Source organism: Aestuariirhabdus litorea (assembly GCF_003864255.1).
Taxonomy (GTDB): domain Bacteria; phylum Pseudomonadota; class Gammaproteobacteria; order Pseudomonadales; family Aestuariirhabdaceae; genus Aestuariirhabdus; species Aestuariirhabdus litorea.
The window spans coordinates 1363092-1376453 of sequence record NZ_QWEZ01000001.1 but is presented as its reverse complement, the minus strand read 5'-3'; the positions used below and the strand labels follow the sequence as shown (position 1 = coordinate 1376453).

General features: G+C 58.5%; 15 protein-coding genes. 8 read left to right on the top strand and 7 right to left on the bottom strand.

All coding sequences use genetic code 11. From position 1 onward, the window contains the following. The first annotated feature begins 5 nt into the window (after nt 1-5). Complete coding sequence (locus D0544_RS06375) at nt 6-1190, top strand: acetyl-CoA C-acyltransferase (RefSeq protein WP_125015155.1); 1185 nt, start codon at nt 6-8, stop codon at nt 1188-1190. Nucleotides 1191-1263: 73 nt separating this feature from the next. On the opposite strand, the gene D0544_RS06370 is transcribed toward D0544_RS06375, so the two are convergent. From D0544_RS06370 to D0544_RS06355, 4 genes are read right to left on the bottom strand one after another with little or no spacing between them, the layout of a single operon-like run. Beyond that, entirely contained in the window at nt 1264-2394 is a 1131-nt protein-coding gene (locus D0544_RS06370) for a 5-(carboxyamino)imidazole ribonucleotide synthase (RefSeq protein WP_125015154.1), read from the bottom strand. Beyond that, a complete protein-coding gene (purE, locus tag D0544_RS06365; protein ID WP_125015153.1) occupies nt 2391-2873 on the bottom strand; it encodes a 5-(carboxyamino)imidazole ribonucleotide mutase in 483 nt (160 codons plus the stop codon). Before purE ends, D0544_RS06370 begins: the two co-directional genes overlap by 4 nt. 25 nt (nt 2874-2898) lie before the next feature. After that, on the bottom strand, nt 2899-3831 hold the full coding sequence (locus D0544_RS06360; protein WP_125015152.1) for a sodium-dependent bicarbonate transport family permease: 933 nt from the start codon (nt 3829-3831) through the stop codon (nt 2899-2901). 9 nt (nt 3832-3840) lie between these two features. After that, nucleotides 3841-4026, bottom strand: coding sequence for a hypothetical protein (locus D0544_RS06355; RefSeq protein WP_125015151.1), 186 nt, complete (start codon nt 4024-4026; stop codon nt 3841-3843). A 120-nt stretch (nt 4027-4146) separates the two neighbouring features. Between D0544_RS06355 and D0544_RS06350 the strand changes: the two genes are divergently transcribed. Further along, a complete protein-coding gene (locus tag D0544_RS06350) occupies nt 4147-5082 on the top strand; it encodes a LysR family transcriptional regulator (RefSeq protein ID WP_125015150.1) in 936 nt (311 codons plus the stop codon). 235 nt (nt 5083-5317) lie between these two features. Here D0544_RS06350 and D0544_RS17145 read toward each other — a convergent pair whose 3' ends face one another. Continuing rightward, on the bottom strand, nt 5318-5527 hold the full coding sequence (locus D0544_RS17145) for a c-type cytochrome (protein ID WP_164880769.1): 210 nt from the start codon (nt 5525-5527) through the stop codon (nt 5318-5320). 19 nt (nt 5528-5546) lie between these two features. Here D0544_RS17145 and D0544_RS17295 point away from each other — a divergent pair, with 19 nt between their 5' ends. Further along, entirely contained in the window at nt 5547-5657 is a 111-nt protein-coding gene (locus tag D0544_RS17295) for a hypothetical protein (RefSeq protein WP_243647253.1), read from the top strand. A gap of 91 nt (nt 5658-5748) precedes the next feature. Next, on the top strand, nt 5749-5955 hold the full coding sequence (locus tag D0544_RS06340; RefSeq protein WP_125015148.1) for a hypothetical protein: 207 nt from the start codon (nt 5749-5751) through the stop codon (nt 5953-5955). Nucleotides 5956-6418: 463 nt separating this feature from the next. Here D0544_RS06340 and D0544_RS06335 read toward each other — a convergent pair whose 3' ends face one another. After that, on the bottom strand, nt 6419-6607 hold the full coding sequence (locus D0544_RS06335; protein ID WP_125015147.1) for a YgaP family membrane protein: 189 nt from the start codon (nt 6605-6607) through the stop codon (nt 6419-6421). Between the two features lie 95 nt (nt 6608-6702). Here D0544_RS06335 and D0544_RS06330 point away from each other — a divergent pair, with 95 nt between their 5' ends. Genes D0544_RS06330 through D0544_RS06320 form a run of 3 tightly spaced genes read left to right on the top strand, consistent with a single transcriptional unit; the run spans nt 6703 to nt 11457 of the window. Continuing rightward, entirely contained in the window at nt 6703-7005 is a 303-nt protein-coding gene (locus D0544_RS06330) for an ArsR/SmtB family transcription factor (RefSeq protein WP_207905779.1), read from the top strand. Nucleotides 7006-7010: 5 nt separating this feature from the next. Continuing rightward, a complete protein-coding gene (locus tag D0544_RS06325) occupies nt 7011-10382 on the top strand; it encodes an efflux RND transporter permease subunit (RefSeq protein WP_125015146.1) in 3372 nt (1123 codons plus the stop codon). A 4-nt stretch (nt 10383-10386) separates the two neighbouring features. Further along, nucleotides 10387-11457, top strand: a complete 1071-nt coding sequence (locus D0544_RS06320) for an efflux RND transporter periplasmic adaptor subunit (RefSeq protein ID WP_125015145.1) — start codon at nt 10387-10389, stop codon at nt 11455-11457. A 248-nt stretch (nt 11458-11705) separates the two neighbouring features. Here D0544_RS06320 and D0544_RS06315 read toward each other — a convergent pair whose 3' ends face one another. Further along, a complete protein-coding gene (locus tag D0544_RS06315) occupies nt 11706-12356 on the bottom strand; it encodes a hypothetical protein (protein ID WP_125015144.1) in 651 nt (216 codons plus the stop codon). 182 nt (nt 12357-12538) lie between these two features. Between D0544_RS06315 and xthA the strand changes: the two genes are divergently transcribed. After that, nucleotides 12539-13354 (top strand): exodeoxyribonuclease III, encoded by an 816-nt coding sequence (xthA, locus tag D0544_RS06310; RefSeq protein ID WP_125015143.1) that lies wholly within the window; start codon nt 12539-12541, stop codon nt 13352-13354. The last annotated feature ends 8 nt before the right edge of the window (nt 13355-13362 follow it).

Here is a 13362-nt window from a genome sequence, read left to right as displayed (position 1 = left end):
ATATCATGCGAGAAGCAGTAATTGTCTCTACCGCCAGGACCGCAATCGGCAGAGCCTTCCGCGGGGCTTTTAATGACACTAAATCTCCAACCCTGATGGCGCATGCTATTGAGCATGCTGTAGCGCGCTCCGGGCTGGCTGGGGATGTTTTTGATGATGCCATCATGGGGACCGTTCTCGCAGCAGGTACTGCTGGAGGAAACCTCGCCCGGCAGGCTGTCTTTGCTGCAGGACTGCCCGCCAGTGTTTCTGCCCAAACGATTGACCGCCAGTGTTCATCGGGGTTGATGGCGATCGCCACTGCAGCCAAGCAGATTATCGTTGACGGTATGGATGTGACTCTGGCAGGTGGCCAGGAGAACATCTCGGCAGTGCAAAATGAGTATTTCAAATGGGTAGGCGCTGAAGTTGACAAGCGTGTCCTTAAAAACGAGCCCAATGCCTATATGCCGATGTTGCAAACCGCTGAGTTTGTAGCCTCCAAATACGGGATTTCGAGGGAAGATCAGGATCGCTACGCATTGGAGTCACAACAGCGTACGGCGCGTGCGCAGGAGTTGGGGCTGTTCGATGCTGAGATCGTCCCAATGAACGTGCGCACTAAAAAGCAGGATCGTGAAACTGGAGAAATCTCCTACTTTGAGCAGACGATCTCGAAGGACGAAGGCAATCGCGCGGACACCACTCTTGAAGGCTTGTCGCAGCTGGCGCCAGTCGTTGAAGGAGGGGTTATCACCGGCGGTAATGCAAGCCAACTCTCTGATGGCGCTTCTGCCTGTGTCCTGACCGATTCAGCCTTCGCTGAGCGCAACGGTCTCGAGCCGCTGGGTATCTATCGGGGTATGGCCGTTGCTGGTTGTGCACCACAGGAGATGGGAATCGGCCCGATTTACGCTATCCCCAAGCTACTTAAACAGCACGGCCTGAGTATCAACGACATCGGTCTGTGGGAATTGAACGAAGCGTTTGCTTGTCAGGTGCTTTATTGTCGTGACCAGCTCGGTATTGATCCTTCTATCTACAACGTTAATGGCGGCGCTATCTCTATCGGCCACCCTTACGGTATGAGTGGTGCGCGGATGGTGGGCCATGCCCTGATAGAGGGCAAGCGTCGTGGTGTTCGCTATGTTGTTGTCTCTATGTGTGTAGGTGGAGGCATGGGAGCAGCGGGTCTGTTTGAGATAGCCTAACAGGCGGCTCTCCAGGTTAAGGCTCCGCGCGGTTAGATCCGCGCGGAGCTTTTTTTTTGTAAAGTGGTCGCCATTACCCCAGATTCAGTAAGCGTTGATCCTGGGGATACAGCTCGGTTTCCAGGGCTAACAGCCTTAGCCGCAACCTGTGCGGATCGATGTCCTGGAAATTGAAGTGTCCAACCTTACGGCGTGGCTTAATTTGTTTGTTGTAGGTGTGAACCTGGTAGTCACCACAGCGAGTAATCTGCTTAGGGACGGGCTGACCTAGAAGGTTAACCATTGCCGCATGGACAAGGGGGGTTGTTGCCCCCAGGCCTTGGTCGCAGATGGCGCGTAGGTGGTTTTCAAACTGCGAGCAGATGCCCGCCCCTTGAGTCCAGTGGCCGCTGTTGTGCACCCGTGGCGCCAGTTCGTTGACCAATAATTGGTCGTCGACCTGGAAGCACTCGATGGCCAGTACCCCCACGTACTTCCAATGCGTTAGCAGCCGGTGCGCCAACTCGCTGGCCTGCTCCTGCAGGGCCGGGGTCAGTTCCGGTGCCGGAGCCTGGGAGGTGATAAGGATGCCTTCACGGTGATGGTTCTCGGTTAGGGGGTAGCAGGCCACGTCGCCACTGGCGGAGCGGACAGCGATGATCGACAGCTCTCGGTTAAACTCCACGTTTGCCTCAACCACCAGTGGTGGCCAGCTATGGATGCAGGCAATCAGGTCATTCAGTTCGTCGGGTGTGCGCAGGCGCCACTGGTTCTGGCCGTCGTAACCCTGCTCGCAGGACTTGACGAATACTGGATAGCCCAGTTCGGTAACGGCAGCGGTTAGGCTCTCGGCGCTATTCGCCAGGCGATAAGGAGCCAGGGGTATCCCCAGAGACTGCAGAAACGCCTTTTCCCGGCCGCGATGTTGGCAAATGCTGATCGCATCCGGGTCCGGGTAAAGGGGGCAGAAGGGGCGAAGGCTTGCCAGCAGGGCGGTATCCACCTGCTCACGCTCCACTGTCACCACCTCGGGGCGGCCCAGTGCCTGATAAAGTGACTCACCCGAGAGGCCCTCAGTCAGGCGGACGACTTCACCCAGTCCGGCAACACAGTCGATGTTTTCTTCGGGGTTGGCCAGGAAGGTAAAGTGCACCCCCATCGGCCAGCCGGCCAAAGCCATCATGCGGGCCAACTGCCCGCAGCCAACAATCGCGATCCTCATCATTCCACCTCGTTGGGTACGCCATCGGTCTGGCGGGCACGCCAGGCCTGCAGCCGCTCGCTCAGCCCCCGGTCTGCCAGTGCCAGCATCTGCACCGCCATCAGGCCGGCGTTGTAGGCACCGGCCTCGCCCACCGCCTGGCAGGCGACGGCAACGCCGCGGGGCATCTGGACCATCGACATGAGGCTGTCCATACCGTTGAAATGCTTGCTGGCCACCGGCACCGCGATTACCGGCAGGTGGGTCATGGCCGCCGCCATACCGGCCAGGTGAGCCGAGCCGCCAGCGCCGGCAATGATCACCTCAATCCCCTGATGATGGGCGTTGGAGGCAAACTGATAGAGTCGCTCCGGGGTGCGGTGTGCAGAGACCACACGGGTTTCGTAGGCGATCTCCAGCTCGTTGAGGACTTGGGTAGCGGCTTGCATGGTTGCCCAGTCGGACTGGGAACCCATGATGATGCTGACACGGGGTTGATTCATTCTATTGCTCCGTATTGGAATCGGGTTAGGCCATAAAGTGGCTGATAAGGGCGCTGTAGAGGGGGATACCCACCAGCACGTTAAAGGGGAAGGTGACCGACAGTGAGGCTGTGATCGACAGGCTCTGGTTTGCCTGGGGCAGGGCAACCGCCATGGCCGCCGGTACCGCAATGTAAGAGGCACTACCACCCAGGGTGGCCATCAGGATGGTGCCTCCGATGGAGAGCTCCAACCAGAGCCCCAATAGAGCGCCCAGGGTGGCACCGATCAGCGGCATGACTACGCCAAAACAGGTAATAAAGGAGCCGTACTGGCGCAGGGAGCCAATACGGGAGGCGGCTACACGCCCCATCTCCAACAGGAACAGCGCTAGTACGCCGTGGAACAGGGTGCCAAAGAAGGGTAGCAGCTTGTCTGCGCTTGAGCCGGCCCAGAAACCGATCAGCAAGGAGCCCACCAGTAGCAAAACACCCTGGTTAAGAAAGATCTCACGAACCACTTCATTGGGGTTATGGGCGCTGTTGTCACTGCGGGCGAGCCATAAGCCAACCGCTATGGCAGGAATTTCGAGCAGGGCGACAAAAAGGGCGAAGTAGGGCTCGTAGGCGACTTGGCTGGAGTCTAACAGGGCAAGGGCCACAGCGAAGGTGGCAATGCTAACCGAGCCATAGTGGGCTGCCATCGAGGCAGAGTCTACCCGCGACAGGCCGCCAAAATAGTAGAGCAGTGGAAAAGCCACGAAAGGCAGCAGGGCACCAAAGGCGATGACCGCGAGCGATTGCCAGAGCAGGGCGATGCTGGCGTGGCTGGCCAGGGAGATACCCCCTTTCAGCCCGATCGCCACCAACAAAAATAGGGTCAGGGTTTGATAGAGCCCAGCGGGCATTTTGATGGGTGCTCGCAACAGCTGGGCAACCGCCCCAAAGAGAAAAAACGCTGCAACCACGTCGATCTGCATGGTTGCTCCTTAGGATGCGCTGGGGTGCAGGCTGTTCTGGCGACCATTTAGCAGTCGCAGCCCACTGCTGCCAAGGGCAAGTAGTGCCGACACGCTGACCAGCCCCCAGCCAGGCAGACCCTGTGTCAACAGGCCGGTGCCAAGGGCGAGTAGCAGGAAGATGCAGGTGATTTCGAACGCAAGGGTCTTGTCCATCGCAGGCTCCTTAATACTTGAGTGAAACGGTTGGTGCGCGGATAATGCCCTGAAAATTGAATAGATAAAAATCGATTATTTTTATATTCTTGATAGATAAACATCTATGTAGGAGGCGCTATGTCCCGCACCACGGCTCGCATCGGTACCCTGCGTCAGCTGGAAATCCTGCTCGCGGTCTATCAGCACCGCTCGATTACCGCGGCTTCCAACGCGCTGCACCTGACCCAGCCAACGGTATCGATGCAGCTCAAAAAACTGGCCGACGGGGTGGGGGCGCCGCTCTACGACAGTGTCGGTCGTAACCTGGTGTTTACCGAGGCGGGGCTGGCCGTGGTGGAGGGGGCGCGGGAGGTGCTCGCCCGTATCGATCGTCTAGCTATGACCCTCGCCGACCTTCAGGGGATGAAGGCCGGTACCCTGCGCCTGGCGGTGGTGACTACTGCCAAGTACTTTATTCCCCACCTGCTGGGGGATTTTCTACGCCACTACCCGATGATCGACGTCGACTTCAAGGTGGGCAACCGACAGCAGATTATCGATCGCCTGGGGGCAGGGGAGGATGACTTCTACGTGTTTAGCCACCCGCCACAAGAGCAGGAGCTGGCTTTGCACCAATTTGTTCCCAACCCCTTGGTCGCAATCGCCCCCCAGGATCATCCATTAGCGGGGGAGGGGGAGTTGACGCTGGAAGCGTTCGCGCGCCAGCCGTTCTTGATGCGAGAGCTGGGCTCCGGTACCCGGCACGCCATCGAACGCCATCTGGAGCGGGCGGGCGTTGACCTTAATGTACGCATGACCGTTGAGAGTAACGAGGCGATCAAACACTCCGTGATGGCGGGGTTGGGGGTCTCCATCCTCTCGCAGCACACACTGGCCTTTGGAGGCAGCCAGGGGCTGGCCACCTTGTCGGTAAGCGGGCTCCCGATCAATACCCAGTGGTTTCTGGCGTGTCTGCCCGGTAAGCAGCTGTCGGTGGTGGCACGCACCTTCCTTGACTATGTCGAGCAGGAGGGACGCGCCAAGTTGATGGCTGATACAGAGATCGACCGTTGAGCGGTATATGCTTACTTTCGCTCTATATACGTTATCGCTCGATTGAGTGTTTTGAGTTCTCGGAGCATGCTCCGCAGGATGCTCCGGCGCAGTGCATTCCGCGTATCCCCGCGGCTACCATTACGCTTCGCTACCGGCTTATTTTGAATTCAGACAGGCTTTGTCCATATGTCCCGGGCCTTGGCAGCGGCGCTGCGTCTCTCCCCAAAGTTTTTTCAGGTAAGCGATGATCGCCTCAGCTGAGAATGGTTTGCGTCAGTTGCTCGTCGGTGTGATGCCAGCCGTGCATAGTGCCGTTCAAGGTTCGGGCAAACAGGTAATCGCCGTTGCTCAGGCCTTCGATGGTGTAGGTTTCACCGACAGCCTCGGTGCCATGGCAGCTTTGGCTGTGCTGGGCGAACAGCGCTTGTCCCCGCCGCTCGTGGCTGGAGCATGGCTTCGACATCGCTCTGCGCCAGGAGTCCGTGGATCGTTCCAATGTGGTGCCGCTGATTCGCATTCTGGAGGCGCAGCCGGTCTCGGTACCGAGTTGGGCGTTTGACCAGCAACTGGTGCACCCATCGGCGAGGCACTGACCATGATGTTGGTCAGCGGAGAAGTCCGTAAGGTGATTGACGAAAGTTACCGCAGCAAACGAACAACAAGCTGATCGCGCAAGCGATCATCGTGATTGAGCCGGCAGCCGGTAAGCAGAATTACGAGGTCTACCTGAGTGCGGCGCAGATACAGGCAGGCATGAAAGAGGTCTGGTCAAACCTGCGCGGCCAGATGGCCGCCATCGAGGCCAGTTTATTCGTGAGTCACGAGTACCGATTCCATAAACTCAACGCCGCCGGTTCAGGCAATCCGCTCAGTGCGGTAGAGCCTGAATAACCCGATTGATGGGGGACGGGAGCGAGTTTAACGAGCGAACGCCTACCCATCCCTCCATACGACATATCGCATAATGTATATTATGTTAAATAGATTAAAATAGCCTGAGGGCTCTACTGTGGTGGTCTGTGTCTTCACAACAGCCTCTATCCCCTGCTGGTGTATTGATCGTATTGCAGGCTTACCCCGCCACAAAATTAAGCACCAGCTCAGTGTGCGGCAATAAGTAGTTGTTCCGAGTCTGGCCTTAACAGGCGCTCAAAGGTTTAGGGTGTTTGGGCTTTGATGCGACCTGCGCGGTATAAGGTGTTTTAGGGTTGCGGCTGTTACCAATGGATCACGCTGTGCTTCTGCGTGTTCTGGCACTCTGAGCGCCCTGTCATTTTGAAATGGCAGGACCCTGGTTGTGTGGCGGCAATCTAGAGAAGCTCAGCGGGAACCCAGGGTCCCCGCTGCTTAGGGTTTACTCGTTGACGCCCAAGCGGCGTAACAGGGTGATCATTGGGCACCACTTTGTGAAAGCAGACTGAAACAGGTTAAGGCCAACAAAGCCGGTTAACCAGAGCCACATGGGGTCTACATACACAGCCGCTAGCGTGCTGGCAATCACCACTGTGCCTGCGATGAGGCGGAGATATTCATTAATGTTCATGTTGTTACCCTGCTATTAATATTAGAAAAAACTAATGTTTTTGCATCTTAATTAGTTAATGCTAATATAGCAACCCTAATCATCAGGGCTTTACCATGACCAACTCCAACGAAATGATGCTGCTGAACAATGCTCACAGCGCTGAGCAACTGCTCAAGCGCATGGCTAACCGTAACCGGCTGATGGTGCTTTGCACCCTGATGGATCAGGAGCTCTCCGTCGGCGAGTTGAATCAGCGAGTTCCGCTCTCACAGTCGGCCCTTTCCCAGCATCTGTCGGTATTGCGTGATGCCGGCCTGGTTGCTACCCGTAAGGAGGCCCAGACTGTTTATTATCGTGTGGATGACCCGCGGGTGGGCAAAATTCTGGATGCCCTCTACTCCATTTTTTGCCAGTAAATGCTATGAGCCACCATGATCTATTCAGTCGCTGGGTCAGGGCCTCACTGAACAGCAAGGCTCCCCTTCTCCTTTTTATTTTGGCGCTTGCGAGCGGGCTGATAGGGCTCGAGCTGACCCCTCGCGAAGAGGAGCCGCAGATCGTTGTGCCCATGCTGGATGTGCAGGTTGATGCGCCCGGGCTTACGGCCAAGCAGGTGGAGCGCCAGGTCACCATACCGCTGGAGAAGCTACTTTCCCAAATTCCAGGGGTCGAGCATGTGTACTCCAGTTCGTCCCGTGGCCAGGGCATGGTGACCCTTCGTTTTTTTGTTGGTGAAGATCGGGAAGACTCAATCCTCAATACATACAACAAGTTATATTCCAATACTCACCTAATTCCTCCGGTGGTTGAACGCTGGCAGGTGCGTCCAGTCGAGGTCGACGACGTGGCTATCCTTGTGCTTGGGATCTGGAGTGACTCGGCCACAACGCTGGATGACTTCGGTCTTCGCCGGCTGGCCCAGGAGTTGTCCACTGAGCTGCAGGCGATCCACCAAACCAGCTCGGTGGAGGTGGTAGGGGGTCGATCCCGTACCGCCACTATCTACCTCAACCCGGAGCGCCTGGCGGCCCATAGAACCAGCGCGACTGAGGTGCTCAGCGCCATAGGTCGCTCCAACCGGTTGGCGGATCAGGGTGTCTGGACCCTCGACAACCGCTCCTTTCGACTGGAGAGCGGCGATGCCCTGCGGGAAGTTGCACAGCTCCGCAGCCTGGTGGTGAACGTTATTGATGGCACGCCGATCCTGCTCGGAGATGTCGCTCATATTGAGGATGGGCCAAGCGAGGCAACCCATTACAGCTGGTTTATGCACAAGCGTGAAGCTGGCGGCCTGAGCCCCAGCCAGCCGATGGTGGTACTCAGCATTGCCAAGCAGCCGGGTAGCAATGCGGTGGCGGTGTCGCGTGCGGTCCAGGAGCGGCTGGAGGTTTTAAAACGGAACTGGTTTCCGCCGGGTGTACAGGTCCAGGTATTACGTGATTACGGGGCAACCGCTGACGAAAAGGTCAACAGCCTGACCTCCAACCTGGCGATGGCCGTGCTCATCGTGATCGTCTTTATCGGTCTGTTTCTGGGCTGGCGACCTGCGTTGGTCGTGGGGCTAGCGGTACCGGTCTGCTATGGGGTTACCCTGGGCCTTGACCTGGCGTTTGGTTATACCATCAACCGAGTCACCCTCTTTGCCCTGATCCTGGCGCTCGGCCTGCTGGTCGATGACCCCATCACCGGTGCCGATAACATAGAGCGCCACCTGCGTCGCTCAAAGGGCTCCCGCTCAGACCGTATTGTTGCGGCTATGGCCGAGATTCGGGTTCCGCTGCTGATGTCTACCCTGACCATCGTGCTGGCGTTTCTTCCGCTCGGTTTTATCACCGGAATGATGGGTCCTTACATGGCCCCTATGGCGTTTAATGTGCCTCTTAGTGTAATCATGAGTACCCTGGTGGCGTTTATGATCACCCCCTGGATGGCAGGACACCTCCTGCATCCGACCCCAGCATCCGCTCCGACCGGTGAAGGGCGGTTAGTCTCTGCCTACAAAGGGCTTCTGGTCCGTGTGCTGGACAGTCCACGCCGTGCCAAGGCACTGCTGTGGGTGATGTTGCTGCTATTTTTGGTCGCCGCTTCGCTGCCGCTGTTGAGGGCCGTTCCTCTAAAGCTACTGCCCTATGACAACAAGAACGAGGTGCAGGTGTTGATCGACCTGCCCGAGGACGCGAGTCTGGAGTCCACGGCGGCCACCACCAGCGCTATCGCGGCCCAGGTGTTGAGGCTGGCCGAAGTCGAGTCAGCGGCGGGCTTTGTAGGGCTGCCCTCCCCCTTCGACTTTAATGGCATGGTGCGTCGATACTATCTGCGCCAACAGCCCCACCAGGCCGAGCTGCGCCTGGTGCTTGTTGACAAGGCATTGCGTGAGCAGCAATCCCATGCCCTGGTGTTGCGCCTGAGGGAGTTGCTGGCCCCCATGGCACGCGACGGTGTATCGATCAAGGTGGTAGAGGTGCCTCCGGGGCCGCCGGTTATGAGCACCCTGGTGGCAGAGATCTACGGTGATCCACTGGCGCCGGCGCGCCACCTTGAAGCCAGCGCCCGGACGCTGATGGAGCGGCTCGCCCTGGAGCCCCACGTGGTGGAGGTGGACTCTACCCTCGAGGCCAGCCAGCCCCTGTTGCGTTTTGTGGCCGATAAGCAGAAAGCGGCACTGGCCGGCATCTCCACACAGACGCTCAACGATACCCTGGCGATCGCCAACCAGGGGGTCGTTGCCGGCTATATCCTGCAGCCCCGGGAAGCGGCCCCCCTGCCTGCCCTGTTACGGATTCCGCAGGCGTCCCGGGCGGACCCTGCCGACTACGACCGGCTGTTGGTGAAGGGGGAGCCGGGTGTTACCCAGCAGAGTCGGGATGGCGGGCTCGACCGTCTGCCACAACCGTTGGTCGCTCTCGGCGAGTTGGGTGAGTGGCAACTCTCAGAAGTTGAGAAAACTATACACCACAAAGACTTGAGGCCCGTTGTTTATGTTACTGCTGAACTTTCTGGGCGGACCCCGGCAGAGGTGATCGCAGACCTGAACGCTGATCAACTCCCTTCGGGTTCGGGTGATCGAGTGGATCTGAATGGCTCGGCGACCGCCCGGAACTGGCAGCAGCGTTCCTTTGTGGAGCCGGGCGCGGGTCTCCCCTGGCGCCTGACTGAGGGGACCGAGCTGAGCTGGAGCGGTGAAGGGGAGTGGCGCATTACCGTACGGGTCTTTCGCGATATGGGGATTGCCTTTGCCTTTGCCCTTGTAGCGATCTTCATTGTCCTGCGCATACAGACCGGTTCCGTAGCGCTGGCATTGATCATTATGTCCGCTATCCCCCTGACTGTTATCGGCATCATGCCGGGCTTTTGGTTGTTGAATCAGCTGGGTGAGCGCACGGTAGCCGGTGCACCTGACCCGGTCTTGTTCACCGCCACAGCGATGATCGGAATGATAGCCCTGGCTGGAATTGTGGTTCGTAACTCACTGATTCTGATTGAGTTTATAACCCAGGCCAGGGCGCAGGGAATGGCGATCAGGGAGGCATTGCTGGAGGCTGGCTCGGTACGTATGCGACCGGTGTTGCTGACCGCTGGCACCACCCTGCTGGGTAATCTGGCCATTACCCTGGACCCGGTTTTTAACGGGCTCGCACTCGCCATTATCTTTGGAATCATCGCTTCCACACTCTTTACCCTGTTGGTGGTGCCGGTGGTCTACCAGCTGGCGTTTGACCACCCCACCCGTCACGAAGCACAGGGGCGCTCTCCTGCGGCCCCGCCTCTGTCCCGCCCTTCCCCTGAGGATTGAACCAATGAGATCTCGTCTATCACAGACCCTGTTGCCGCTACTGGTCCTGCTTGTGCTTCTGGCCGGGCTCGGCTACATGGCCGGGCTGTTCGACCGCAAGCTTCCCCCGGCACTGAGTGCTTCCGGCGTAACGCCTGAGGCCGGATACCGGGTTGCGCTGGAGCAGGTTGAGCGTAGCGAGCCGGTCCCCGCTACCGTGCGGGCACGGCAATCGACCCAGATCTCGTCCCGCTTGCTGGCGCGTATAGAGCGGCTTGAGGTCCGCGCCGGTGATACGGTGGAGCCGAACCAGGTCCTGGTTACCCTAGAGCAAGCCGATCTGGCGGCCCGTGTGCAGCAGGCCAGTGCCCGTATTGATCTGCTGGAGGCGCGTCAAAAGGAGGTGGGCAGTTCGTTGAGTCGCATGGAAACCCTCTTTACCCAGGGCGCGGTATCCCAGGCTGAACTTGACCGGGCGCGCGCCAGTTTCAGTGAGCTGCAAGCGGAGCTGAGGGCGGCTGCCCAGGCGCTCAGTGAGGCGCGCACGGCCCTCTCCTACACTGTGATTCGTTCCCCGATCGCCGGCCGGGTGGTTGACCGTTACGCCGAGCCTGGCGATACGGCACAACCCGGTATTCCGTTGCTGGATCTATACAACCCGGTTGCGATGCAGGTAGAAGCCTCTGTGCGGGAATCCCTGGCACTCAGCCTGCAACCGGGGGATAGCCTGGAGGTGGAGGTGCCGGCACTGGGGGCAGAGCTGAGCGGGCGTATTGAAGAGATCGTGCCAGCCGCTAATGCCAGCACCCGCAGTTTTCTGGTCAAGGTTCAGGTGTCTGGCCAGCCGCTGTTACCCGGCATGTACGCGCGTATACGGGTCCCCACCGAGGCCGTTGAGCGGGTGGTGATTCCCCGTCAATACCTGACCGAAGTTGGCCAGCTTAATCTGGTATGGGTGCCCCGCGCGGGCGGCGTGGAGAAACGGGTGGTGCGCCTGGGGCGGGTATTAGCAGACGGTCGGCTGGAGGTGATTGCAGGCTTAAGCGAAGGAGAATCGCTCATCTTACCGGCACAGGCCGCCCGCCTGCTCCAATGAACCGGTGCTGCTGGCGGGGGGCGTTAAAGCCCCCTACTGCTTTTCAACTTGCAGAAAGGCCGGTGTGCCGATGCTCATCAGCGCCGCAGTCAGGGCAATAAAGATAAGGCTGAAAACCAACATGGTGGGTATCCTCCGGTAGTTATTGCCTAGGTTGCCAGCAAAGCCGGCTGGCAACCATTCGCAGAACTACCCATCCGCTTGCGGCCAACCCTTAGGCCCCTATGCGAACCTCCCCGGGGGTGAGGTTACTGCACCAGGCGAACCGGGTTGGGCCGCAACAGGATCTTCTCCTCCAGCCCGTCAATCGACAGTGTTTCGATCACCTGGTAGCCCTGGGCGGCGAAGTAGTCGAGGTAATAGGGGTTGGCAGTATCTATAACCACGCCACGGGCACTCCGGTCGCTTTCAACCTGGCGATGAATCTCGTCGAACAGCTGCTTACCCAGCCCCAGGTGGCGCTGTTCGGCGTTGATGCCGATCAGGGGGACCTGGTAACAGTTGTGCAAGTGGTTGGCGACCCGCGCCTGGTACTCGTTGATTCGCTCGGTACAGCCAAACCCGGCGGTGAGAAACATCTTCCAACGCCAGCTGAAGATGTCGGCCAGCCGTTTGCGATTGGGGGGGCAAAGTACCGCGACACCGCTCAGTCGATCATTCACCAGTAACCCCAGAATAAGGTCGTCGGAGTCGAAGTAGATACTGCACATCTCCCGGATACCACTGCGTAATCGCTGTACAAAGCCTTCCACTTCGGAGGAGAAGAGCCGCTGGTAAAGGGGGCACTCCCGATAGGCATTGAACAGGACGGCGCGCGCCTCGCGTTTCCAGCTCAGGTTGAGCTGGATGATCTGTACATTCTGGGGGGTACCATGGGACTGGGTGCCTTGCATGGGCATTACCTCCGCTCCGGGGTCAGGTTGTTGAGCGATTGTGTGATATTTAACCTAGCAAAAGGATCCCCGGTTGACCAATCCCCCCTGCCCTGTTTTCTGCCAAAGGTACGGTATTGGCTTGGAGTTGTGTGGTAAGCTTCTGATTTCATGTCTGTTTTGCATCCTGGATTACACTCGGAAAAAATATGAAATTGGTCTCATTTAACGTCAATGGTATACGCGCACGCCTTCATCAACTGCAGGCTTTGGTGGATCGTCACCAGCCCGACGTGATCGGTATTCAGGAAAGCAAGGTGGTCGATAACGAGTTCCCCATCGAGGCGATCGCAGAGATGGGCTATCACGCCGAAATCCATGGCCAGAAGGGGCATTACGGAGTCGCCCTGTTGAGCCGGACCGCTCCGCTTAAGGTGATTAAGGGGTTTCCCGGGGATGAGCCCAATGCCCAGCGCCGAATGATCATGGCCGAATACCGGATTGAGGGGCACCAGCCCTTAATGGTGCTCAACGGCTATTTTCCCCAGGGGGATAACCGCTCCCACGCGATCAAGTTTCCGGCTAAAGAGCGCTTCTACGCCGACCTCCAGCATTATCTGGAAACGTATCATCAGCCCCAGGAGCGACTGTTGGTGATGGGGGATTTCAACATCTCCCCGACGGACGCCGATATCGGTATCGGCCCCGACAACGCCAAACGCTGGCTGCGCACTGGCAAGTGCAGTTTTTTGCCCGAGGAGCGCGAGTGGTATCAGCGCTTGATGGGGTGGGGGCTGGAGGACTGCTACCGGGCGCTTCACCCTGATGCTACCGACCATTACAGCTGGTTTGATTACCGTAGCCGCGGCTTTGATGATACGCCGCGGCGTGGACTCAGGATCGATACCCTGCTCGCCACCCCGGCCCTGAGTGCGCAGTGCACCGAGGCTCTGATCGATTATGAAATCCGGGCGATGGAGAAACCCTCCGACCACTGCCCCGTCATTGTCCATTTTGCCTCTTAGTGCGGAGC